At 59.9% G+C, this 23344-nt stretch carries 19 protein-coding genes and 1 riboswitch; of the genes, 9 read left to right on the plus strand and 10 right to left on the minus strand.

The window, feature by feature from the left end:
* Positions 1 to 4 precede the first annotated feature (4 nt).
* A complete protein-coding gene (dinB, locus tag ACGHU1_RS04545) occupies positions 5 to 1150 on the minus strand; it encodes a DNA polymerase IV (RefSeq protein ID WP_390583876.1) in 1146 nt (381 codons plus the stop codon).
* Between the two features lie 53 nt (positions 1151 to 1203).
* Here dinB and ACGHU1_RS04550 point away from each other — a divergent pair, with 53 nt between their 5' ends.
* Complete coding sequence (locus ACGHU1_RS04550; RefSeq protein WP_390583878.1) at positions 1204 to 2541, plus strand: multidrug effflux MFS transporter; 1338 nt, start codon at positions 1204 to 1206, stop codon at positions 2539 to 2541.
* Here the strand turns inward: ACGHU1_RS04550 and ACGHU1_RS04555 are convergent.
* The 6 genes from ACGHU1_RS04555 to crtY form a co-directional block, all read right to left on the minus strand.
* The gene (locus tag ACGHU1_RS04555; protein WP_390583880.1) at positions 2538 to 4085 is read right to left on the minus strand and encodes an acyl-CoA carboxylase subunit beta; all 1548 of its coding nucleotides are present in this window, start codon (positions 4083 to 4085) and stop codon (positions 2538 to 2540) included. The two genes, ACGHU1_RS04550 and ACGHU1_RS04555, sit on opposite strands and share 4 nt — an antisense overlap.
* Positions 4086 to 4209: 124 nt before the next feature.
* A complete protein-coding gene (locus ACGHU1_RS04560) occupies positions 4210 to 6111 on the minus strand; it encodes an acetyl/propionyl/methylcrotonyl-CoA carboxylase subunit alpha (protein WP_390583882.1) in 1902 nt (633 codons plus the stop codon).
* A gap of 31 nt (positions 6112 to 6142) precedes the next feature.
* Complete coding sequence (locus tag ACGHU1_RS04565) at positions 6143 to 7096, minus strand: phytoene/squalene synthase family protein (RefSeq protein WP_390583946.1); 954 nt, start codon at positions 7094 to 7096, stop codon at positions 6143 to 6145.
* Positions 7097 to 7142: 46 nt separating this feature from the next.
* Entirely contained in the window at positions 7143 to 7724 is a 582-nt protein-coding gene (locus tag ACGHU1_RS04570; RefSeq protein WP_390583948.1) for a TIGR00730 family Rossman fold protein, read from the minus strand.
* Positions 7725 to 7729: 5 nt separating this feature from the next.
* Positions 7730 to 9307: a phytoene desaturase gene (locus ACGHU1_RS04575; RefSeq protein WP_390583884.1), complete on the minus strand. Its 1578-nt coding sequence runs from the start codon at positions 9305 to 9307 to the stop codon at positions 7730 to 7732.
* Entirely contained in the window at positions 9304 to 10575 is a 1272-nt protein-coding gene (crtY, locus tag ACGHU1_RS04580; RefSeq protein WP_390583886.1) for a lycopene beta-cyclase CrtY, read from the minus strand. Before crtY ends, ACGHU1_RS04575 begins: the two co-directional genes overlap by 4 nt.
* 142 nt (positions 10576 to 10717) lie before the next feature.
* On the opposite strand from crtY, the gene ACGHU1_RS04585 reads away from it, so the two are divergent.
* Positions 10718 to 11710 carry a MipA/OmpV family protein gene (locus tag ACGHU1_RS04585; RefSeq protein WP_390583887.1) on the plus strand — a complete coding sequence of 331 codons (993 nt, stop codon included), beginning with the start codon at positions 10718 to 10720 and terminating at the stop codon, positions 11708 to 11710.
* Positions 11711 to 12034: 324 nt separating this feature from the next.
* On the opposite strand, the gene ACGHU1_RS04590 is transcribed toward ACGHU1_RS04585, so the two are convergent.
* Complete coding sequence (locus ACGHU1_RS04590) at positions 12035 to 14113, minus strand: S9 family peptidase (RefSeq protein ID WP_390583889.1); 2079 nt, start codon at positions 14111 to 14113, stop codon at positions 12035 to 12037.
* A gap of 168 nt (positions 14114 to 14281) precedes the next feature.
* Between ACGHU1_RS04590 and ACGHU1_RS04595 the strand changes: the two genes are divergently transcribed.
* Both ACGHU1_RS04595 and ACGHU1_RS04600 read left to right on the plus strand, forming a co-directional pair.
* On the plus strand, positions 14282 to 15565 hold the full coding sequence (locus ACGHU1_RS04595; protein WP_390583891.1) for an amidohydrolase family protein: 1284 nt from the start codon (positions 14282 to 14284) through the stop codon (positions 15563 to 15565).
* A complete protein-coding gene (locus ACGHU1_RS04600; RefSeq protein ID WP_390583893.1) occupies positions 15562 to 16524 on the plus strand; it encodes an MBL fold metallo-hydrolase in 963 nt (320 codons plus the stop codon). The genes ACGHU1_RS04595 and ACGHU1_RS04600 overlap by 4 nt, the downstream gene beginning before the upstream one ends.
* 5 nt (positions 16525 to 16529) lie before the next feature.
* Here ACGHU1_RS04600 and ACGHU1_RS04605 read toward each other — a convergent pair whose 3' ends face one another.
* Positions 16530 to 17168, minus strand: coding sequence for an SOS response-associated peptidase family protein (locus ACGHU1_RS04605; protein ID WP_390583895.1), 639 nt, complete (start codon positions 17166 to 17168; stop codon positions 16530 to 16532).
* 81 nt (positions 17169 to 17249) lie between these two features.
* On the opposite strand from ACGHU1_RS04605, the gene ACGHU1_RS04610 reads away from it, so the two are divergent.
* From ACGHU1_RS04610 to ACGHU1_RS04630, 5 genes are all read left to right on the plus strand, one after another.
* A complete protein-coding gene (locus ACGHU1_RS04610) occupies positions 17250 to 17840 on the plus strand; it encodes a thiamine biosynthesis protein ThiC (RefSeq protein WP_390583898.1) in 591 nt (196 codons plus the stop codon).
* Between the two features lie 67 nt (positions 17841 to 17907).
* Positions 17908 to 18017, plus strand: a riboswitch (TPP riboswitch).
* 38 nt (positions 18018 to 18055) lie between these two features.
* Positions 18056 to 19954, plus strand: coding sequence for a phosphomethylpyrimidine synthase ThiC (thiC, locus tag ACGHU1_RS04615; protein ID WP_390583900.1), 1899 nt, complete (start codon positions 18056 to 18058; stop codon positions 19952 to 19954).
* Positions 19955 to 20129: 175 nt separating this feature from the next.
* Positions 20130 to 21017 carry a hypothetical protein gene (locus ACGHU1_RS04620; RefSeq protein ID WP_390583902.1) on the plus strand — a complete coding sequence of 296 codons (888 nt, stop codon included), beginning with the start codon at positions 20130 to 20132 and terminating at the stop codon, positions 21015 to 21017.
* Positions 21010 to 21333, plus strand: a complete 324-nt coding sequence (locus ACGHU1_RS04625; protein ID WP_390583904.1) for a hypothetical protein — start codon at positions 21010 to 21012, stop codon at positions 21331 to 21333. The genes ACGHU1_RS04620 and ACGHU1_RS04625 overlap by 8 nt, the downstream gene beginning before the upstream one ends.
* A 6-nt stretch (positions 21334 to 21339) precedes the next feature.
* On the plus strand, positions 21340 to 22245 hold the full coding sequence (locus ACGHU1_RS04630; protein WP_390583906.1) for an IS1595 family transposase: 906 nt from the start codon (positions 21340 to 21342) through the stop codon (positions 22243 to 22245).
* 298 nt (positions 22246 to 22543) lie between these two features.
* On the opposite strand, the gene ACGHU1_RS04635 is transcribed toward ACGHU1_RS04630, so the two are convergent.
* Positions 22544 to 23344: hypothetical protein (locus ACGHU1_RS04635; RefSeq protein WP_390583909.1), on the minus strand; the 801-nt coding region annotated here is incomplete at its 5' end.

Raw genomic sequence — 23344 nt, forward strand, 5'->3', positions numbered from 1 at the left:
CGCGTTAAAGCAGCGAAAGCTGCGCGCTGTCTTTCGGCGGCTCTTCGCTATCACCCCGATCCAGATTTGACAGTGTCAGCCCCATCAGCCGGATCGGCATGGGCAGCGGCAGCGCCTCTTCCAGCAAGGCGCGGCCAAGTCGGGCAAACTCAGCCTTGTCCTCCACCCAGTGCGGCACCGATTTCGCCCGCGTCATCAGCTGGAAATCGGTGAATTTCAGTTTCAGCGTGACGGTGTGTCCGCGCACTTTGCGGTCTTTCCCGCCTGCGTTTTCCACCCGTGTCCACACGATGTTCACAATGTTATCCAGCGTTTCCCGCAGGGCCGCGCCGCTTGAAATATCCTCGCTGAAAGTGCGCTCTCCGCCGACCGATTTGCGTGCGCGGTGCGCCCTTACAGGCCGCAGGTCGATCCCGCGCGCCGCCCGGAACAGGTAATCGGCAAACGATCCGAAATTGGCCCTGAGAAACGCGATATCTTTCGCCGCCAGATCCGCGCCCGTTTCTATGCCGAGCCGTTTCATCTTTTCCTCCGCCTTTGGCCCCACACCGTGGAACCGCCTCACTGGCAGCCCCGCAACGAAATCCGCGCCCTGGCCGGGCCGGATTACGCAAATACCGTCCGGCTTGTTCTGGTCGCTCGCTAGTTTGGCGAGGAATTTGTTGTAGGATACGCCCGCGCTTGCCGTCAGCCGGGTCTTCGCGCGGATTTCCTGACGGATCAGCTCGGCGATGCGCGTGGCGCTGCCGATGCCCAGCCGGTCCTCCGTCACGTCCAGAAACGCCTCGTCCAGGCTTAGCGGTTCGACCAGCGGTGTGTGGTGGGCAAAGATTGCGCGGATTTGCCCGCTCGCTTCCTTGTAAGCGTCAAAATTGCTCCTGACGAAGATGAGGTCGGGACATAACCGTTTAGCGGTTACCGATGGCATCGCGCTTTTTACGCCAAATTTGCGCGCTTCGTAACTGGCGGCAGCGACCACGCCGCGCCCGCCTGCGCCGCCGACGGCCACGGGCTTTCCGCGCAATTCGGGATTGTCGCGCTGTTCAACGCTGGCGAAGAACGCATCCATATCGACATGGATGATCTTGCGCAGGCCTGCTGCCTCTTCGGTTTCGTCGCTGCCTTCGCCTTCGGCCATAAGCGCCGACATAGTGCGTGAAGGCGCGCGGCGGAACCTTTCGCCCCGCAGAAGATTTTGTGCACATGCGAAAAGAACAGTGGTTTTCGGGCGAACCGGACGGCAAAGGGGCGCTGATGGCGACCGGCAATGCCTCTCTCACGCCCACGGATAATTCCATGTCTGCGCCCCGGCGAAAGCCGCTGGGCGAGCGGGAGCTTATCTGGATGATGGCCCTGTTGATGGCGCTTCAGGCGTTTGGCATCGACGCTATCCTGCCTGCGCTTGACGATATGGCGCTATCCCTCGGGGTGATGGGCAATGATCGCCAATTCGTGATCGGGGTATACCTGCTTACCGCAGGGATTGGCGCGTTGGTGCCGGGCGCTCTTGCCGACAGGTTCGGACGGCGGCCCATCCTGCTTGGCTCCATCGCCGTGTACATCACGCTATCGCTGGCAAGCGCGCTTGCCTCGAGTTACGAGGCGCTGATCGCCATTCGCGCGGCGCAGGGATTTTTTGGCGCAGGGATCGTTGCCTTGCCGCCGGCCATTATTCGTGACCGTGTGGGCGGCGACAAAATGGCTCGCATGATGAGTCTGATTTTCGTGATCTTCCTGATGGTCCCGGCCATTGCGCCCAGTATCGGCGAGTTGATCCTGCTGGTCGCAAACTGGCGCGCCATTTTCGTGGCGATGGCAGTGCAGGGCGTCATCATCGGGACGTGGGTGTATTTCCGCCTGCCGGAAAGCCTGACTGAGGAGAACCGGCAGGAAATCCGCCCGAAAGTCATCGGCCGCAATATGAGCCGCGCGCTGAGCCTGCCCAGCGTCGTGGGTTATGTATTTGGCAGTTCGGTGGTGTTTGGCGCGCTGTTCGGGTTCATCAATTCCTCGCAGCAATTGATCAGCGAGACTTTTGATGCGGAAGAGAATTTCCCAATCATCTTCGGCATCTGTGCCGGGTCGATGGCGTTTGCCAGCTGGTCCAATTCGCGCATCGTCGAACGCTTCGGCGCGCGGCGGGTGAGCCACACCGCGCTGTTCGCGTTTATCTTTGTTGCGTGTCTCCAAGTGTTCTTCGCGTTCCAGCCAGACCAGAATCTGTATGTGTTCGTCCCGCTGATGGCGATCAACATGATGCTGCTTGGCTTTATCGGGAGCAATTTCGGGTCAATCGCGATGAACCCGTTCTTCGCGATTGCGGGCGCGGCCAGCAGTGCGCAGGGGTTTGTCCGCATGACAACAGCGGCGGTGCTGGGCGGAGTGATCGGTTATTCATTCGACGGCACGGCGCGGCCATTGGCGCTGTCGCTGCTTGCAAGCGGGATAGCGTGTCTGCTGCTCGTGCTGTTCAGTGAAAAGGGCAAATTGTTCGGCCCGTCCGATACGGAAACGGGCCTCGGCGCGAAACAGGACGCCTAATCGCTTTCCAGCTTTCGCCAGGCCAGCTGCGCAAATTCGCATAGCAGCGGACGCGTGTCGCGCGGGTCGATAATATCCTCGACATTAAAGCGTTCGGCGCTGCGGAATGGCGACGTGACCTTGTCCAGCCGCTCGCGGATCGCCTCAAGTTCGGCGGCGGGATCATCGCTGGCTGCAATTTCCGATTTGTAGGCAACCTCCAGACCCCCTGCGATGGGCAGGCTGCCCCAGTCGCCTGACGGCCAGCAAAACCGGTATTGATACCGGTCCGCATTGCTCATCGCGCTGCCCGCTATGCCATAGGCGCGGCGCAGCACGATACTGGCGAGCGGGACGCTGGCTTTATAGATCGCGTTCATCGCCTGCACGCCATACCGGATCGTTCCTGCCATTTCCGCCTCGCGCCCGATCATGAAACCGGGATTGTCGACCAAGTGGACGATGGGCAGACGGAACTGGTCAGCCAGTTTGACGAAGCGTTCGACTTTCTCGCTCGTCTTGGCCTCCCACGAACCGCCCAGATAGCTGGGATCGCTGGCGATGACCGCAACCGGATAGCCATCGAGCCGTGCGAGCGCAGTAATGGCGGCGCGGCCCCAGTTCCTGCCAATTTCAAACACGGTGCCGGTATCGAGGATCATTTCGAGCGCGCGGCGCATCGAATACACCTGTTTCGGATCATGCGGGACGAGGGAAAGTAGCGCCTCCTCGCGCCGGTCCACCGGATCGGAGGGCTCCACGCGCCGGGCAAGCTGGCCCACATGCTCCGGCATGAAAGACAGGAAATGCCGCGCGCGGGCGAAGGCCTCTGCCTCGGTGGCGGCTTCATCATCGACCACACCGTTGCGGGTGTGGATATGCGCGCCGCCCAAGTCTTCCTTTGCCTGCTGGTGATCCTCCGCGCTTTTGTACGCTGCGCCAAGGCCGTCGACCACGGCAGGCCCGGCGGCGAAAAGCTGTGAGAGACCGCGCACCATGACCGAGTAATGGCTCGCCACTGTGCGCGCCGCGCCGAGGCCAGCAGTCGGCCCTAGCGCAAGGGCCACGACCGGCACTGTATCGAGGTTCTCCACCACATCGCCCCAGCCGGGCACTGCGGGGATATAGGTCGCGCCGATCTGCTCCAATGTCTTGACTGAGCCGCCGCCTCCCGTTCCGTCGATCATGCGGATGATGGGCAGTTTGAGTTCGTGCGCCATCGTTTCGGCCTGCACCATCTTGCGGGCGATGCCTGCGTCTGCCGCGCCGCCGCGTATGGTGAAATCGTCCGCTGTGGCGACGACGGGGCGGCCATTTACGGTCGCCTTGCCGAACAGGAACGGGGCGGGGGTGACGCCTGTGAGGTCGCCGTTTTCATCATAGTGGCCTTTGCCCGCGATCTTGCCGATTTCTCGGAAAGAGCCTTCGTCACAGAACGCCGCGAGCCGCGCGCGGGCATCCATCTTGCCGCGCCCATGCTGGCGCGCGACTTTGTCCGCGCCGCCCATTTCCTCGGCGAATTTTTCGCGCTTGCGAAGTTCTTCGAGTTCCTTGGACCAGGTCATTTTTGGTTTTCGCACGCCATCCGGCGCGCGATTTCCTCGCGCCTGTCAGCGCTGCGGGCGGGCGCCAAAAAACACGGGCGCCCTTGCGGTTGCTGCGCAACCGTTTGGCGCGGAACAGCAGTAGTCATTCGCTGGGCTCCACCACACAAAGCACCGCCTCGACCTGTACCTGTCCGCCTTCGCTGGCGGAAAGCTCGGTCACGGTCCCGTCGAACGGCGCGGTGAGCGCGTGCTCCATCTTCATCGCCTCGAGCACCATCAGGCGCTGGCCAGCGGTGACATTGTCGCCTTCGGAGATATCGACCGCGATCACCTTGCCCGGCATCGGAGCAAGTATCGCGCCATCGGCGGCGGAGGCTTGGCCTGTGCCGCGAACAGGGCCGGACGAAAATGCAAAGGCGAAACCGTTGAGCGGAACTATTGCCTGCTCCCCATGTACCCATCGAAAAGAGTGCCCGAGTTTCGCATCGATTTTGAATGTGTAGGACTCTCCGCTTTGATCGCGAAGGGTCGTAGTTGTTTTGCGTGCAGCATTTAATCTAAAGTTCGAAAGGCCTGTCTCGATCTTCTTGTTGGGGTCTTCTGGCGAAAAGGGCGATGCACTACCATTTAGGGCTTGATGTGCCGCGTTCAGAACTTCCAAATCGGGAGAGGGTGGGCAGGATAGCTGCTCAAGAATTCGATCGATTAAGCCGGTGTCTAGCTCGGCTTTCTGAAACGCCTCGGACCCAAGCAAATTGTATAGAAATCCTGAATTCGAGGTCACAGGCCACACGGCAGTATTCGCCAACTCGGCTTGCAGCTCCATGATTGCATATTCGCGGTCATGTGCATGAGCGATCACCTTCGCTATCATCGGATCGTAAAACGGAGATATCTCTGACCCAGTTTCGACCCCCGTATCAACGCGAAGTTCGAACAACGACTGATCAAGGCTGAATACATCCAAACGCCCCGTGCTCGGCAAAAACCCTTTGGCCGGGTCCTCCGCGTAAAGCCGCGCCTCAATTGCGTGGCCGTTGATCGAAAGCTCTTCCTGCTTCAGCGGGATTGGCTCGCCTGACGCCACTCGCAGTTGCCATTCCACCAAGTCCACACCGGTGATTTCCTCGGTCACTGGATGCTCGACCTGAAGCCGCGTGTTCATCTCCATAAAGAAGATGCGGTCGGCGCGCAGGCCTTCGCTGGCGTCGGCGATGAATTCAATCGTGCCTGCGCCCTCGTAATCGACCGCTTTCGCGGCGCGCACGGCGGCGGCGCAGATTTCTTCGCGGGTCGCCTCGTCCATGCCGGGGGCAGGCGCTTCCTCGATCACCTTCTGGTGGCGGCGCTGGAGCGAGCAGTCGCGTTCGAACAGGTGGACGACATTGCCGTGGGCATCGCCGAAGACCTGCACCTCGATATGGCGGGGCGAGGTGATCCACTTTTCCAGCAGCACTTCATCGTTGGAGAAGCTGGCCTTGGCCTCGCGTTTGCAGCTTTCGAGATCGGCCTCGAAATCCGCGGCTTTCTCGACCTTGCGCATCCCCTTGCCGCCGCCGCCTGCGACCGCTTTGATCAGAACAGGATAACCAATGACGTCCGCTTCAGATTTGAGCCGCTCCACCGACTGGTCTTTGCCCAGATAGCCGGGGGTGACAGGCACGCCCGCCTCCACCATCAGCGTCTTGGCTGCGTCTTTGAGGCCCATTGCACGGATGCTGTCCGGCTTTGGCCCGACCCAGATCAACCCGGCGTCGATCACCGCCTGCGCGAAGTCCGCATTCTCTGACAGGAAACCGTATCCCGGATGGATCGCCTCCGCGCCGGTTTCCTTGGCCGCCGCGATGATCTTCTCGCCGACAAGATAGCTTTCGGCGGCAGGCGAGGGGCCGATATGCACCGCCTCGTCAGCGGATCGCACATGCAGCGCCTTTGCATCGGCATCGGAATACACCGCGACGGTCGCGACACCCATCTGCCGCGCGGTGCGCATGATACGGCAGGCAATCTCGCCGCGATTGGCGATGAGGAGCTTTTTGATCATGAGAGCGGGTTAGTCGCCCGCAGCATTTGCTTCAAGCGTTTGGCCGGAAATCCTTTATGCCCCATGTAATCGGGCCGTCGGGATGCTTTTCGCGGTTGATCGCGGCGGAAAGGAATGCGCGCGCTCCGTGCCATGCCTTCTCCCAGCGCGTCACATAGGTGCGGCTGTTCCAAGCCTCTGTCCCGCGCTGGCGGACCTTGCGCCCGATTGCGCCGTAAATGCGCGCGGCAGACAGCACCGCCCAGCGGCTGCGGAACGGCAGGCGGGCGGCACCGACGCGGGCGGCGGCTTCGTGTTTTTCAACCAGAGCAACAAGGCGGGAGGCCATTTCGGCAAGCTCTTCGCGGTGGTGCGGTTTGGTGTGCTGGCCCGGCTCAATATCCTGTTCGACCAGCCACATCAGCGGCAGATAGCAACGGCCAGCCGCGTCATCCTCCACAATGTCGCGCGCGATATTCGACAGCTGAAAGGCAAGGCCCAGATCATTGGCGCGGTCCAGCGTGTCCTGATCGTCGGGATCGACACCCATGACCACCGCCATCATCACGCCGACAGCGCCTGCCACGTGATAGCAGTAGCGCATCATGTCTTCCTCTTCGCGCGGGCGCCAATCCTCTGCATCCAGCGCAAATCCGGCGATCACATCCTCTGCCATCGCGCGCGTCAGGCCGCATTCGCGCGACACCACGCCCAGCGCGTCAAACGCCGGATCGCCGGTCGGCTGGCCAGCAAACGCCTTGTCGGTAAGTTTACGTATCAGTGCGAGGCGGCTTTCAAGGTCGGACTGATCGCCCAGTTCGCCGCCCATCACCTGATTGTCGGCAATGTCATCGCACTGGCGGCACCAGGCATAGAGCAGCCACGCCCGTTCACGCGTTTTCTCGTCGAACAGGCGCGATGCGGCGGAGAAGCTTTGCGAGCCATACTTGATCGTCTTGTGCGCGTGCATGACCAGCGCATCCCGGCGGTCGGCATCGACTTTCATGGTATGCGGTTCACGGGCAGGTAAAGCTTGGTCATGAATGACAGCCTTAAAGGTCATCCGCCTTCATTTGAAAGATCGGCGTGTGCGGTTCGTATACCGTCATTTTATCGAGCAGGTCGGGCAGCGTCTCTGCATGAACGAGAATGTTCTGGTGAGCGGGGCGGACAAAGCCGACAGATGCCATCTGCGAATTGAACGCGATCAGATCATCGTAAAATCCGAATGCGTTGAGCAGCCCGACCGGATCGGAATGATAGCCAAGCTGCGCCCAGCTCATCGCTTCCCACAATTCGTCCATCGTGCCGACCCCGCCGGGCAGGGTGACAAAGCCATCGGACAGGTCGGTGAAACGCTGTTTGCGTTCGTGCATCCCGCTGACGGTGATCAGTTCGTCGCAATTGTGATTGGCGACCTCGCTGTTGACCAGCGCCTCTGGGATTACGCCGATAACCTCGCCGCCGGCGTCCTTCGCCCCGCTTGCCACCGCACCCATCAGGCCCAGCCTGCCGCCGCCATAGACAACGCCAATGCCGCGCGCTGCAAGGCCGGAGCCGACATCGCGGGCAAGTTCAAGGTAGCGCGGGTCTTCGGGTGAGGCTGAACCGCAATAGACGGCCAGTCGTTTCATCGTTTTCATGCAGGCGCTTTAGCTGCCAAATCCTCCAGCACAATACCGGCGGTTGCCTTTGCACTGCCGACCACGCCGGGGATGCCTGCGCCCGGATGCGTGCCCGCACCGACAAGGTAGAAATTGTCGATCACGTCATCGCGGTTATGGCCGCGCAGATAGGCGCTTTGCCACAGCACCGGCTCCAGGCTGAACGCGCTGCCCATGTGGGCGTTGAGATCGGTCTGGAAATCCTTGGGCGCATAGCTGAACTTGGTGACGATCCGGTCGTGGATATCGGGGATCAGGCGGCGGCCGATTTCGTCGAGGATCGCTTTTTCCAGCTTTGGTCCCTCGACATCCCAATCGATCGGCATTTTGCCCATATGGGCGACCGGCACCAGCGCGTAAAAGGTGCTTTTGCCAGCAGGCGCCATGCTTGGATCGGTTACGGTTGGGTGGTGCAGATAGATCGAGAAATCCTGCGGCAGCACGCCGTGCTTGTAGATGTCATCGACCAGCCCTTTATAGCGCGGGCCGAACAGGATCATGTGGTGGGCAATGCCCGGCCACGTCCCGTCGAGGCCGAAATGGACGACGAACAGCGAGGGCGAAAAGCTTTTGCGGGAAAGCGACTTGGCGTATTTCTTGCCCCGTTCGGACTGGCCCAGCAGGTCTTTATACGAATGCATGATGTCGGCGTTGGATGCGACCGCATCGAACCGCTGTTTCCAGCCGCTTTCGGTTTCAACCTCGGTGGCTTTCGTGCCGAGCGTGTGAACCTGCTTCACCCCGTCACCGACGCGCATCGTGCCGCCCAGACGTTCAAAATGGCGCACCATGCCCGCGATCAGCCGGTTCGTGCCGCCGCGCGCCCACCATACGCCGCCGTCTTTTTCCAGCTTGTGAATGAGCGCGTAGATCGAACTGGTTTTCATCGGGCTGCCGCCGACCAGCAGCGTGTGAAAACTGAACGCCTCGCGCAGGCGTTCGTCCTGAATGTAGCTGGCGACCATACTGTAAACGCTGCGCCATGCCTGTTTCTTGACCAGAGCAGGGGCCGCTTTCAACATGCTTTTGAAATCGAGGAAAGGGATATGGCCGAGCTTCACATACCCTTCTTCGTATACGCCTGCGGCATATTCGAGGAAACGCTGGTATCCGATCACATCGTCGGGGTTCAGCTTCGCGATTTCGGCGTAGAGCTCTTCTTCGTGATTGGAATAATCGAAATTGGTGCCGTCAGGCCAGTTAAGGCGGTAGAACGGGTGGACCTTCATCAGCTCAACATCGTCGGCAATGTCGTGGCCGGTCAGCTCCCACAGCTCTTCAAGGCAGGGCGGATCGGTGATGACCGTGGGGCCAGCATCGAAAGTGAAGCCCTCTTTTTCCCAGAAATACGCGCGGCCGCCCGGCTTGTCGCGGGATTCGACCACCGTCGTTTTAATCCCGGCGGATTGCAGCCTGATCGCCAGCGCCATGCCGCCAAATCCTGCGCCGATAACGCAGACGCTTTTGCCTTCGTATTTGGCGGCGATTGCCGGATTGATGCCCTTGGTTCCGGTCGCGGCCGGGTTTAGATTGAGTTTCGCGTCGGCGTTCATGCCGTTGTCTCCGTCTGCATTGGCGTTGGGTCAGCGGCGTTTGTGGCCGGACCTTTCAGGGGCTTTCCGCGCTTGAACATCGCAAGGATCGCGCGCGGAATAGATACGGGCGGATTGCCCCAAAGGACGCGGACCCGGTCAAAACCGGTAGAGCGCGCCGCATAAAAGCGCTCAATCAGGCCTTTGCGTAGACCATAGAACCTCTGGAATACGTTTACACGCCGTTCCGGGTCCGCTGCAAAGAACAAAAATCTTCCCAGCAAGCGGTAAAAGCCGGTGCTGCGCCAGTGGCGGCGCGCGCGCGATTCCATTATCTCGGCGAGGCGGGCGGCGGGCAATTCGGCCTTGTCCGCAATGGCGAGCGCGTTGCCCACCGCAATCGGGATCGTGTAACTGGTGAGCGGGTGGACAAATCCTGCGCGCGCGCCTGCCACCACCACGCCGGGGATGCGGACCTCTGCCTGATAGGCGTGGAAATTGCCGCCGGTCAGCACCGGAAGCACGCCGCTTTCCTGCCCGATCAATGCGCTGTCATCCCAGCCGTGATCGCGCGAATAGGTTTTAATGCGCGCATCCAGCGCGGCGCGGTCCAGCGCAGGCTCATCGGCGTAATAGGTGTCTTCGACAAACACCTCGTCCTTGGCCAGCGGCAGGACATAGACGAACCGGTAGGCACCGCCATTGCCGTGCGGGGCAACCTGATCGACGGTGGCATCCATGATGACCGGTCGTTCCAGCCCGTGTTCATGGCCCAGCCGCATGTGATGGCCGACAAACACCTGCCAGCCGCCGCGCAGATGCTGGCTCGATTTGAAACTGCGGCAATCGATCACGGTATTTGCCGCGATGCGCGTGCCATCGTCAAACACGGCACCGCTGGCCTCAACGGTGCTTGCCCGGCGGCCCAGGATCAGCGCACCGTCCGGCAGTGTGTCGGCCAGAGCCGCATGGAAATCCGCCGATGACATGGACCGGTAACCGGTCGCGAGCGTGCGGGTGTATTTGGGAAAGCCGACATCATATCCCTTGTCCCAGACGGTTTGCGTGATCGGCGCCATCAGCGCCTTTCCCGCAGCGTCAAGATCGCTTTCAAACCAGCTCCAGCGGTGGTTGCCGCCCAGCGTTTTGCCGCCTTCGATCAGCGCCAGTTTCAGGCCGGGTCGCTGTTGATGCAGCGCAAGCGCGATCAGCCCGCCTGCCAGTCCGCCGCCGACGATAGCGATATCGCAGGACATATTCTGGCTGGGGTTTCGAGCTGAATCGTTCATTCCCTGCCGCCCTAGGGCAGTGGAGCGATATCGGCAATAATCCCGCAGTATATTGAATACATTCATGTCGCGGTGGGCATGTCGCAGCGGGAAACGAAAGAGCGCCCGGCGTGTTGAGGGGCCAGCTATAGAAAGTGACCAGATGATCCGTGTTGCCCGTTACGCCGCCATTCCTTTTGCTGCGCCTGTTTGCCTGCTGGCGTCCGCGCCGGTGCTTGCCTCCGATGAAAATGCGGATGAGGCAGATCGCAGCGAAGGCGCGGAAATCGCAGCCGCTGCGCAGCCTCCGCAGCAGCCGGGCGTGCGCCCGCCCGCGGCGCAAACGCGCGGGCCTGCGGGGGCGCAGGAAGGTTTCGGCCCGCCTGACATCGTGTTTGATGACACATGGGTCAGCGTCGGGATCGGGGCGGGCCTTGTGCCAAGCTATTCCGGGTCGAATGACTACCGCGTGTTCCCCCTGCCGCTGATCGTGGGCCGCGTGGGCGGGGTGGGCATCAGCCCCAACGGGCCCGGTTTCAACCTTGACCTGTTGTCGCAGCCCCCTGCGCGCGGCGCGCCTGAAACCAGCTTTTCATTCGGGCCATCGGTGCGGTTTCGCAATGACCGCGATGGCCAGATTGGAGACGCCATTGTGGCCGCTGCCGGTGAGCTCGACACCGCACTGGAAGTGGGCGTGAATGGCGGCGTGACCTTTCCCGGCGTGCTTGATCGGTTTGACCGGTTAAGCCTTTCCAGCTCGGTGCGCTGGGATGTTTTGGGGGCACATGACGGGATGTTGATCGAGCCGGGGATCGGTTATTTCACGCCGGTCAATAACGACATCGCCATCCAGCTTTCGCTCAGCGCGCAATTCGTCGATGATGATTTTGCCGACTATTATTACTCGGTCAGCCCGGCACAAAGTGCGGCGAGCGGACTGCCGCTTTTTCAGGCCGATGGCGGGCTGAACAGTCTGGGCGTGACGACGATCACGACAATTGATCTTAGCGGAAACCTGCTGGATGGCGGCTGGAACCTCTATGCAATCGCTGGATATTCGCGATTGGTCGGCGATGCAGCGGATACGCCCTACACCGACCTTCGGGGAAGCGCGGACCAGTTCATCGGCGGCATCGGGGTGGGATATACTTTTTGATTTAGCGCCCTCAGGCGCCGGGTGTTTTGTTTGCGCACCCCATCCGGGGCGCGATTTCCTCGGCCCTGACGGGCCTGCGGGCGGGCGGTCGCCCTTGCGGCGCTGCGCGCCGTGCTCCGCAGTGACATGGCGCTAGATTCATGGCTTGGAATGGTGCGAGCCGCAGGCTCGCCAGCGCGCGGTCGCGCGCCGCCGCTTATGCGGCGAAGCCAAGCGGGCCGGATGGCCCGCGCCCGGCGTCTGAGGGCGCTAGAAAAAAGCGCAAACAAAAAAGAGCCGCCCCGCTAAGGGCAGCTCTTTCTTGTTTCATGCTTTAGCGAAAACTTAGTCTTCGCTGTCGTCCTCGGGCGCTTTTGCACCCTTTGCGCCTTCGGCAAGCTGCGGGCGCGGATCGGGCATTTCTGCGCGGCGATCGCCCGTTTTCAGGTAGGTGTCGAACCATTCCATCATACGCAGGTTGTAATCATACCGGCTCGCGGCGAGGCGGTTGCCGTGGCCTTCGCCGGGATAGAACACCAGCCGAACCGGCACATCAGGCTTACGCACCTTGAGCGAACGATACAGCTCAAGGCTCTGGCCCGGATCGACGCGGGTGTCTTCTTCGCCGTGCATGATCAGCGTCGGCGTGTTCGCCTTGTCCACGTGATAGACCGGGGACACTTCCAGCATCTTGACCCAGTCATCCCACGGCCATGCGCGGCTGTGGACATTGTACATCTCGTACGGAATGTCGCCGGTGCCAAACTTGCTGACCTGGTTGGAGATACCAACGAACATCACCGACGCGGCATATTCGTCGGAGTAATAGGTCGATCCCCACGCACTGGCATAACCGCCATACGAACCGCCGGTAATGCCGGTGCGGTCCGCGTCGGTAATGCCGTCTGCAACCAGCGCTTTCTTGCCGTCCACGATGTCGCGGAATTCAGGATCGGTGTAGCGGCCCTGATGCTGCTTGGCGAAATCGACGCCGTATCCGGTGGAGCCGCGATAGTTGGGGAGGAACACGGCATAACCCTGTCCCGCCGCGACCTGACCGGGCTTAGAATAGGCGGTCTGCCAGCCATTGCTTTCATGCGCTTCGGGTCCGCCGTGGACGTTCATGATCGTCGGCGCGCCGCCTTCGGGAACGCCGCCAACCGGCAGGATCAGCACGCCTTCGACCTCTTGGCCGTCGGTTGCGGTGTAGGTGTAAGCGCGCTGATCGCCGAAGGTGATTTCGCTTAGCCACGGATTGTGGCTGGTCCAACGCTGGAATTCTGGGTTCCTCCAGACGAAAATTTCGGTCGGGTGCTGCGGCGCGTTTGCTGCGACGACGATCTTGCCGCCGTTTGCTTCGACGCGTGTCAGAATCAATTCACCCGGATCGTATTCTTCGCGCACTGTGCCGTCGGCATTATAAATCCGCAGCAGAGACTGCACACCCACATGCACGACAACAGCCAGTTGGCCATTCATAAGCCATTCGGTATCGACTGCGGCCTCTGCGGCACCAGCATTGAGGGCGCGGTATATCCCCGTGCGGGTATCGACCAAATGCACCGTTGTCGCCGCCGGATCATTCATATCGACGCCCGCAATCAGCGATAGCTGCGTGCCATCGGGCGAGATCTCGACATCGTCGATCTTGCCCGGCGTTTCCACCACCGCGCGGATATCGCCGGTGGCGAGGTCGATGATGTTGACCCGCTTCTGCGTATAGCTGTCATCGACCAGCGGGGTCGGAGCGGTATCGACAATTGCGAAGGATCCGTCAGGCGATACATCGAACGCACTGACATAGCCGGGGATCGCGATTTCACGCGGGCTTTCGTCCACTTCGCTGCCGACGGTCGCGGCAAACATGCGCGCGGGGCGAAATTCCTCTTCGTAAACGCGGGCATTGAAGCCGCCCTTGCTTTGTGCGGCGCGCTGCTTGTCCTCGCCAGCGCCGGTCAGCATGTAAATCGTCGCGCCATCGGGGCTGTATTTGTACGAGCGAACGCCCGTATCCTCGACCGCGGCCAGTTTAACATAGGTGCCGCCATCGACAGGAACGCCCCAGACCGCGCTGTCCTCATCATCTTTCGCCCAAAGGAACGTGACGAACCGGCCATCGGGAGAGAACGATACGCCGCTAGGGCTGATCTCGTCGGGCAGGAAGCTTCGGTCGAACATCGGACCGGTTGCAACCTTCAGTTCCTGTTTGAAACTGCCATTGTCCTCGCCCTCGGTCACGTCGGGCAGAGCCGATGTGGTGTAAGCGATGCGGCTGCCATCGGGAGAGATCGCCATGGTGCCGACGCTTTCCAGCTTGGCAACGTCTTCCGGTGTCATCGGGCGCGCCTGCGCGGTGGCGGTAACAGAAGCACCGGCCAGCAATGCTGAGGTGATGGCGGCGGATTTAAAGATAGTGGGGGTCATGCGTGAATGTTGTCCGTGTCTGGTTAAATGTTGCCCGCCTACATAACGAATGGCGGGTGTATGGCAAATGAAGTGCGCGCGGCGCGTTTCGCTTTGCCGCCTTCCCATCACCCTTGTGCAAAGCGCGCGGGCGCGTCATCACAGGCAGGTTAGTGAAGGGGTAATTTCATGAAAATCGCAGCAACATTCTCGGTTCCCGTCGCAGGCGCGCTTGCCATGCTGGCCGCTCCCGCAGCCGCAGATACCACGATCATCCACGCAGACGGTATCGTCACCGATGCAAATAGTGAGCCTATGGGCCGCGCAACTGTCACCGTGACCGATGGCGTAATCGTCAGCATCGAAGACGGCTGGAGCGAAGTTCCCGAAGGCGCAGAGATGGTCCATCTGGAGGGCAAGACACTGGTCCCCGGCCTGATCGACCTGCACACGCACCTGTCCGGCGATCCATCGGGCGAGTTTTGGCGCGCGGCGACCAATCCGCCGGAATGGTATACGCTGATCGCGGCCAAGAATGCCCGCATCACCGCGCTGGCGGGCTTTACCACGGTGCGCGATGTCGGCTCCCGCACGGATCAGGTCATGCAAAGCCTGCGCCGCGCGACAGAGGCGGGTGTCGTTCCCGGACCGCGCGTTGTCACCAGCGCTCGCACCATCGCCATCGTCGGGGGACACGGTGATACGAATGGCTTCACCCGCCATGTGAACGACGCACTCACGTCCGATTTCGCCTGCACCGGCCCGGTCGAATGTGCAGAGAAAGTTCGCACCGCCTCCAAATACGGCGCGGATTTAATCAAGATCACTGCGACCGGCGGCGTGCTTTCGCAGCAGGGCCGCGGGCTTGAGGCGCATTTCACCGATGCGGAAATGAAGTCGATTGTCGACACCGCCGAAACGCTCGGCCTGAAAGTCGCCGCCCACGCCCACGGCGCGCGCGGGATCGAAGCGGCAGCGCGCGCAGGCGTCCACACGATTGAGCACGGCACCTATATCGATGAAGCCGCGGCGCAGGCGATGAAGGCGAGCGGGACCACGCTGATCCCGACGCTGATGGCGTTTGAGGGGATCAAGAAGAATGTCGGCACCGGCTATTACACGCCCGTGGTGGATGACAAGATCAGGCAGGTCGGCCGGTTCGCAGGAACTATTGTCGACCGGGCCCGCGAATACGGCGTAAAAATCGCGTTCGGCACCGATGCAGGTGTGTTCCCGCACGGCGAAAACGCAAGCGAATTTGCGCTGATGAAAGCGGGCGGGATGAGCGACCGCGAAGCCTTGGCCAGCGCAACCACAATCGCTGCCGAAATCATCGGGATGGAAGGCCAGATTGGCCGCATCGCGCCGGGATATTCTGCCGACATTATCGCGGTCGAAGGCAATCCGCTGACCGATGTGACCGTGCTTGAGGATGTCGATTTCGTCATGGTGCGCGGGCGGGTAATCGAATGAGCCTGCTGGCTTTCGCCGCCGCTCTTGCCCTGAGCGGCGGTGATGCCGCCGACGAGCCGCAGGCCTGCGCCCGCGAAATCATTGTGCTGGGCGCGGGGCAGGATGCAGGCGCCCCGCAGATCGGCAATTTCGCCGACAATGCGCCGCTGCTGTATCCAAGCTCGCTCGGCGTGATCGACCGGGAAAACGGCCAGCGTTTCGTGTTCGATGCAACGCCTGCCATCACCCGCCAGCTTGCTATGTTGGAGGAGGCGACGCGCATGGACCGAACGGGGCCGCGCGCGCTCGGCCTGCGGATCGACGGGGTGTTCCTGACCCACGCGCATATCGGCCATTATCTGGGCCTTGCCTATTTCGGGCGCGAAGCGGCTGGCGCAAACGCCCTTCCCGTGTTCGCAATGCCGCGCATGGCGCAGTTCCTGCGCGATAACGGCCCGTGGAGCCAGCTTGTCACGCTGGGCAACATCGACCTCATCGAAATGGAGCAGGGCGGCTTTACCATCGTCTCCGATGATTTCGGCGTGTTGCCAATCACGGTGCCGCACCGCGACGAATATTCAGAAACGGTCGGTTTCATCATGATGACGCCGGACAAACGCGCGCTTTACGTGCCGGATCTGGACAGCTGGGATGAATTTGCCGCCAGCAGCGGGGGCACGCTGGAGGAACTCATTTCAGGGGTCGATTACGCCTTTATCGACGCGACATTTTGGGACGATAACGAACTGCTCGATGAAAACGGGCTGGGCCGGGACATGAGCGAGATACCGCATCCGCGCGTGACGCAGACGATGGACCGGCTGGCGGAGCTTCCTGCATCGGAAAAGGCCAAGGTGCATTTCATCCATTACAATCACACCAACCCTATCCGCGATCCGGCGAGTGAGGAAAGCGCGCTGGTGGAGGCGCGGGGGTTCAATGTGGCGCGGCGCGGGGACCGAACGTGTCTTTCGCGCTAGGGTAATTATCGCGGCGGAGCGCCGACCTCGCGCAGGCCGTTCACAGGATCGCTGCGGGTGAGGGCGGATGCGCGGTCCCACCCGCCATGTAGCCAAACCTGCCATGCCGCTTCATCCGGCGGCAGGATGACCGGCATCGATGTGCAGCCAGCCTCTTTCGCTGCGCCCGCCGCATCGCTGGTCAAGATTGCGAAGGCGGGCACATCCTCGTCTTTCCACACACCGGCCATCGCAAACACGCCGCCATGCTCCGGCGCGAACCAATGTTTCAGGCGGCGCCCTTCGTAATCGGTGCCGCTGCCCCACAGCATTACGGTGGTGGCCGGGATCAGGCAGCGAAATTCGCTGTTGCGCAGATTGCCGATCCAGAACGGGCTGTCTGTATTGCGAACGGCGGTTATACGGCGCGAGGGATCATCGGAAGCGGGCGGAGGCAGCACACCCCACAAACGCGGCGTAATGCGCGGGGCCAAGGCTTTCCCGGAAGGCCGAGGTCCGGCGACAAATTCCCGCCCCGCCGTCACAATTGGCGCGAATTTGAGCGGCGCGATGTACCCGCCGCTCCACGGGTCCTCGCCGCGATGCGCGCCAAACCTGCGGGCAATTTCGGCAGCACTGCAATCAAGGCGGTAAAGCTGCGTCATCCGGGTATCACAGGGCGGCTGTAACATTTCATAGCGCCGGCGCGTATAGAGGCTGTGATGGGCCGCGAACAGGGAAACACGATGGACACCACTTTAAAAAGCACGGCGCAGGTAATTGCCGTCATGCTGATCGCAGCCGCCGCTTCGCAGGCGCTCTACACCGCGCTTTATGCGATGGAGGCGGACATTCCGCGTCAGGCGATCTGGGGCGCGGAGGGCGTGCTGTTCACTTTGCTCGCCGCATTTGCGGGATCGGCGATGGTGCGGGCCAAGTCCGTCAGCATCGGATGGTCGGCGATCTTTGCAAGCGCGCTTTTGAACGTAGTGCAGGTCGGCGTTGGGCTGACCATGTTCGGCCCCTTCCGCGAAGCTGCAACTGCCGTCGAAGGTGTAGGCCCCGCAGCTGGCGGGGTCGTCGCCTATTCGTTCTTCGTCTACAACGCGGCAAAACTGCTGCTAGGCCTCGCCGCGTTGGCATTCGGCCTTGCGAGAGTGAAAGCCGGTGGCAAGTTGCTGGGCTGGATTACCGTGATCGTCGGCCTCGCCGCACTCGTCACCAATGCCATTGCAGTTGTCGCGGGACGAATTGACGCGGTGCCATCGGGCGCGGCGGGTGTCGCGGCCACCGTGCTGCTTGCGCTGTGCGTCTGGGGCGCTGTCACGGACGACTAAGCGATCAATTGCGCGCCGCGCTGTGCCGACAACCGGCTGGACGCAGCGCCTTAAACCGCCTAAACCGATGCCATCCCCGGGGAGCGCGCCTGCGCTGAGAGGGGCGGTATAGGCACCGCTCGACCCGTTGAACCTGAACCGACTAACATCGGCGGAGGGAGTGGTCCGGCCTTATTGCCCTAAGACCCTCTCCGTCACCCAAGGAGAGACCTCGCATGGCCGACATCAATTCCCCCGTAGAAATCGGCGTAACCACCGGACCCATCCGCGGCAGCCGCAAAGTGCATGTGGGCGCGCGCACCGGCAGCGGCGTGCGCGTCGCCATGCGCGAAATCGACCTTGAAGGCGGCGAGGAGCCGGTGCGCGTCTACGACACCTCCGGCCCCTATACCGACCCCGACGTGGCCATCGACATCAATGCAGGGCTCGCGGCAAAGCGGGCCGACTGGATCATGGCACGCGGCGATGTGGAGGATTACGAGGGCCGCGAGATCAAGCCGGAGGATAACGGCCAGCTTGGCCCAGACCGCTCTGGCGGCGTCCCGCAGTTTCCGAACGCCATCAAGCACCCATTGCGTGCCAAAATGGGACACAATGTCTCGCAAATGCACTATGCCCGCCAAGGCATCATCACGCCGGAAATGGAATACGTGGCCGAGCGGGAGAACCTCGGCCGCGAACTCGCCAAGGATTTCGTGCGCGACGGCGAAAGCTGGGGCGCGAACATTCCCGATGTCATCACGCCCGAATTCGTGCGGGACGAGATTGCGCGCGGCCGCGCCATCATCCCCAACAACATCAACCACCCCGAAACCGAACCGATGGCGATCGGGCGCAATTTCCTCGTCAAGATTAACGCCAATATCGGCAACAGCGCGGTCGCATCCGATGTCGCTAACGAGGTGGACAAGATGGTCTGGGCCACTCGATGGGGCGCGGATACGATCATGGACCTTTCCACGGGCCGCAACATCCACGACACCCGCGAATGGATCATCCGCAACTCCGCCGTGCCGGTCGGCACCGTGCCGATCTATCAGGCGCTGGAGAAAGTCGGCGGCGTCGCCGAAGACCTTACCTGGGACATTTTCCGCGACACCCTGATCGAACAGGCCGAACAGGGGGTCGACTATTTCACCATCCACGCAGGCGTCCGCCTTGCCTATGTTCCGATGGCGGCAAAGCGGGTCACCGGCATCGTGTCACGCGGCGGCAGCATCATGGCGAAATGGTGCCTCGCGCATCACAAGGAATCGTTCCTATACGAACATTTCGACGACATTACCGAGATCATGAAGGCGTATGACATCGCCTACTCCCTCGGCGATGGCCTTCGCCCCGGCAGCATCGCGGACGCCAATGACGAAGCGCAATTCTCCGAACTTTACACCCTGGGCGAGCTGACCCACCGCGCGTGGGCGCACGACGTGCAGGTCATGATCGAAGGGCCGGGCCACGTGCCCATGCACAAGATCAAGGAAAATATGGAGAAACAGCTGGAGGTCTGCGGCGAAGCGCCGTTCTACACGCTCGGCCCGCTCGTCACCGATATTGCGCCGGGTTACGACCACATCACATCCGGCATCGGAGCTGCGCAGATCGGTTGGTACGGCACCGCCATGCTTTGTTATGTCACGCCGAAAGAACACCTCGGCCTGCCCGACCGTGACGATGTGAAGGTTGGCGTGGTGACATACAAACTCGCCGCCCACGCAGCTGACCTTGCCAAAGGGCACCCGGCGGCAAAGGTGCGCGATGATGCCCTGTCAAAAGCGCGCTTCGAATTCCGCTGGCGCGACCAGTTCAACCTGTCACTCGACCCCGAAACCGCCGAGGAATTCCACGACCAGACCCTGCCGGCAGAAGGCGCAAAGACTGCGCATTTCTGCTCCATGTGCGGGCCAAAGTTCTGCTCCATGCAGATCAGTCAGGAAGTCCGCGATTTCGCCGCCAAGCAAAACGAAAGCCCCGAGACGTTCCTCGCGGCAGAAAAGCTGGGCGCGGACACAGCCGAGGCCAGCAAACAGGCCGCGCTGAAGGGCATGGAAGAAATGAGCGAGAAGTATAAGGATATGGGGCAGAAGCTGTATTTGCCGGAAGAAGGGGTAGATTGACAACAAGCTGTACTAGCGATTTGCGGTCACTGACTGTTATCGGCGTCCTAAGGACGCCGATAACAGTCAGTGATAACAAAGTCAAGCGCAAAGGGCTAATGTTTTCGTCATTGACTTTTGCAGCCTGCCCTATATCCTACGTCCTAAGGACGTAGGATATAGGGCAGGCATTAAAATGGAAGCATTTGCACGTCGAAGGCAGCTGACGAATTTGGCTGAAGCCACATCGACGGAGTTGCAGTCTAATGGTTGCTCCGTAATTTCGGATTACGATATTTTCCATGCTATGGAACGAGTTTACGGGCAGGGAAGGACTAAATACCTAAGAGGGGTAGTGCCAACGCTTAACATGCTAGAGGCCACTAAGTCAGCGCTAAACTCGGCGAATGTCATCTCGAGAGACAAAGACTATCGTCGTTTCTGGCGTCTGAACATCGTACCTGAAGGTGATGTTGGGCAGATTGTGACGCATGTAGACCCAGCTGTTTATGTATCTCATATCTCAGCCATGGTCATCTATAATCTGACAACGCGACGCCCAAAGCCACTGTTTCTGACAAAGGCAACCGGGGCTGCTTGGCTAAATATAAGAGACGACGTGCAGCAACGCAAATATTACCCCGTATATGAGTCACGTTCACTGGCAAACGTTCATCATCCAAAGAAAGTTCGTGGACGTCAACTTAACGTTTTGTCTTCACGTAAGTATGGAGTCCATTTGCAAACTCGAAATTCAAGAACGAGGGTATCGACAATTGGGCAGACATTTTTGGATATGTTAGAAAAACCCACGCTGTGTGGCGGCATGTCGCACGTTCTTGAAGTTTTTGAAGAATATTGTGAAGACTTCTTGCCTGAAATCATAAAGGCAGTGAACGACTCTGGGAGTCCGATCTCCAAAGTGCGTGCAGGATATATCTTAAATGAAAGGCTGGCCTTTCATAATGAGAAAATTGAAAGCTGGAAACAATTCGCTCAACGCGGCAGTAGTCGTATTCTGGATCCAGAGCGACCGTTCGAGCCTGCATACTCCGAAGAATGGATGCTATCAATAAATGCCTGAAAATCTAGAGGCTGAACAACAGATTACAGTTAGTCTTGAGCCATGGAGCAACGACCCAAACATCGACGCTAAAACTCACCTCGAAAGACAAGTTATCGAAGTTTTCCTCGTAGCATTGGGCTTGACTGAGAACTGCTCTAAAAAGATTTTCCTAAAGGGCGGAATTTTGATTGGTGCTGTCTATGCAAGTGGTCGAAATACCGCTGATATTGATTTTTCGACGGCTATAGAGCCAGATAAGGATTTTCCAGCCCAACTTCGGCAGGAATTAAGGGGGTGTATCCCCTTTACATACGTAACTGAATGTGGCATATAATGAGGCATGACAACGAAGCCTCTCACCACCGCTCAATTCTTTCGCAAGTTTCCGGACGACGAAGTTTGCTTGCAGCACTTGTTTGATGTTCGCTTTGGACAAGGCCACACTTGCCCGTCATGCGAGCGCCCTTCGAACTGGTATCGGATCAAAGCCGAACGCGCCTATTCTTGCCAGTGGTGCGGCCACCACCTGCACCCAACTGTGGGCACTCCGTTCCAGCAGACGCGCACCCCGCTTCAACTCTGGTTCTATGCCATTCACCTTTTCACCACCACACGGCACGGTGTCAGCGCCAAGGAATTGGAGCGTCAGCTAGGCGTAACCTACAAAACGGCATGGCGCATGGCTAAGCTGATCCGCGAACACATGGCGGACGTTGACGGTAACGAACCTATCGGCGGTGAAGGCACAAACGTCGAAATTGACGAAACTCTCATGGGCGGCGTGAAGCGCGGCAAGCACATGCGCGGATCAGCCGGTAAGACGGTTGTAGTGGGCGCTCTCGAACGCGGCGGCGATCTTGTGGCGCAAGTGGTGCCGAACCAGCGCCGCGCTACGCTAGAGCCGTTTGTGAAGGCGAACGTGCGGATCGGCGGCAACGTCCATACCGACGAACTGCGCTCCTATGCTCGCCTCTCGGATGCTGGCTATCGCCATGCCCGTGTGAACCACGGCGCGATGGAATATGCCTATTACGATTATCGCCTTGCCGAGACTGTCACGGTCAACAGTATTGAGAACTTCTGGCGGCATCTGAAATGCTCGATCAATGGCACTCACACCAGCGTGAGCGCGAAGCACCTGAACAGCTACGTCAAAGAATTTGAGTATCGTTTCAATCGTCGCAATCGTCCTGAGACGATGTTTCCGGAGCTTCTTTCAACGTTCCGGCCATTGCCTGCAAAGTGAGATTGAAGGTGGCTTCGTCGCCTATCTCGCTCTTATGCTCGGCAATGAACTGCTCCAATTTTTCGGCCTCACGGGCTTGCTTTAGCGTTATCATCATGCGATTCTATCATACAGTTGAAGACATGTCGCTATTCGAACTTATATCCAAGGGTGTGCGTGACCCGCTTGTGGTTCTGGCCACGTCCGTTACGCTCGTAGCCGCCACTATCCTAGCAGCGAACTGGCCCCTTGCCACTCTCGCAGCGGCTACGTTTTGCTGTCTGTTTTTTGGGACTTTGCTTTTTGCAACCCGTCCTCGTTAAGGCCTTGGGGAGATAACCTCTTCAATTCGGTAACTTCCAGGGATCGGCTTCCAAATCTGACCTTCCCTTCGTTCTTTGAAGGTAAGTCGAACTGTCATTTCGACGCCCTCCTGAACCCTTATCGGCAATTTGCCATCTCGAATGGCATTTAGGAATATTGGGTCAACCATTTTTGCTCGAAAGGGCAGACCTTCATACATGAAGCCCCAAGTCAGAGGTCTGGCAATTGATACCGGGTGCGTGACAACCACATCCCACTCTCTAATAGCCTCGCGTTCTGGCTCGTCCTCTTCTTCTAATTCCCATAGGCCTGTTTGGCTATCAAACTCACTGCGCTCTACGACCGTCACTGGAGGGCCGTCTGGTTCTTCCTTAACTATCACTCGCGTGATTGCGGACTCCCCTCTGATGGTTTCATAAAATTCTCGAACGGGGCGCTGCACCTCTTCAGATTCGGCGACACGCTGTTGCTGCTGCTTAGCTTGAGGGTCATCCGCAAATGCGACAATCAAGCCTGCTGCGACAGCTCCCGGCAGTCCTATTACATTAAGAGCAACAAATTGTTTGATCCGTGGATACGGCTCCAAGGACTCAGCCACACCACCCATAACCGTTTGGTCGACGAATTTCAAAATGGTAGAAAAGCGGAGACAAGCGGGTTCTGCGCTAATGAGGTCAATAGAAACCTTGCTGGCGGGGTCAATCACTCTAGTGGCGGCGGATATTGCCTCTGCCCACTTAATTAGCGCTTTCGCGGCTATAATAGCATCGACACTTTGCCCGTGTTCTGTATCGAA

Source organism: Erythrobacter sp. MTPC3 (genome assembly GCF_042854385.1).
Classification (GTDB): domain Bacteria; phylum Pseudomonadota; class Alphaproteobacteria; order Sphingomonadales; family Sphingomonadaceae; genus Erythrobacter.

Coding starts and splice junctions, on each gene's coding strand:
- dinB (WP_390583876.1), bottom strand. CDS start 1,150: ATGTCGGCGCTTATGGCCGAAGGCGAAGGCAGCGACGAAACCGAAGAG.
- ACGHU1_RS04550 (WP_390583878.1), top strand. CDS start 1,204: ATGCGAAAAGAACAGTGGTTTTCGGGCGAACCGGACGGCAAAGGGGCG.
- ACGHU1_RS04555 (WP_390583880.1), bottom strand. CDS start 4,085: ATGACCTGGTCCAAGGAACTCGAAGAACTTCGCAAGCGCGAAAAATTC.
- ACGHU1_RS04560 (WP_390583882.1), bottom strand. CDS start 6,111: ATGATCAAAAAGCTCCTCATCGCCAATCGCGGCGAGATTGCCTGCCGT.
- ACGHU1_RS04565 (WP_390583946.1), bottom strand. CDS start 7,096: ATGAAAGTCGATGCCGACCGCCGGGATGCGCTGGTCATGCACGCGCAC.
- ACGHU1_RS04570 (WP_390583948.1), bottom strand. CDS start 7,724: ATGAAACGACTGGCCGTCTATTGCGGTTCAGCCTCACCCGAAGACCCG.
- ACGHU1_RS04575 (WP_390583884.1), bottom strand. CDS start 9,307: ATGAACGCCGACGCGAAACTCAATCTAAACCCGGCCGCGACCGGAACC.
- crtY (WP_390583886.1), bottom strand. CDS start 10,575: ATGAACGATTCAGCTCGAAACCCCAGCCAGAATATGTCCTGCGATATC.
- ACGHU1_RS04585 (WP_390583887.1), top strand. CDS start 10,718: ATGATCCGTGTTGCCCGTTACGCCGCCATTCCTTTTGCTGCGCCTGTT.
- ACGHU1_RS04590 (WP_390583889.1), bottom strand. CDS start 14,113: ATGACCCCCACTATCTTTAAATCCGCCGCCATCACCTCAGCATTGCTG.
- ACGHU1_RS04595 (WP_390583891.1), top strand. CDS start 14,282: ATGAAAATCGCAGCAACATTCTCGGTTCCCGTCGCAGGCGCGCTTGCC.
- ACGHU1_RS04600 (WP_390583893.1), top strand. CDS start 15,562: ATGAGCCTGCTGGCTTTCGCCGCCGCTCTTGCCCTGAGCGGCGGTGAT.
- ACGHU1_RS04605 (WP_390583895.1), bottom strand. CDS start 17,168: ATGACGCAGCTTTACCGCCTTGATTGCAGTGCTGCCGAAATTGCCCGC.
- ACGHU1_RS04610 (WP_390583898.1), top strand. CDS start 17,250: ATGGACACCACTTTAAAAAGCACGGCGCAGGTAATTGCCGTCATGCTG.
- thiC (WP_390583900.1), top strand. CDS start 18,056: ATGGCCGACATCAATTCCCCCGTAGAAATCGGCGTAACCACCGGACCC.
- ACGHU1_RS04620 (WP_390583902.1), top strand. CDS start 20,130: ATGGAAGCATTTGCACGTCGAAGGCAGCTGACGAATTTGGCTGAAGCC.
- ACGHU1_RS04625 (WP_390583904.1), top strand. CDS start 21,010: ATGCCTGAAAATCTAGAGGCTGAACAACAGATTACAGTTAGTCTTGAG.
- ACGHU1_RS04630 (WP_390583906.1), top strand. CDS start 21,340: ATGACAACGAAGCCTCTCACCACCGCTCAATTCTTTCGCAAGTTTCCG.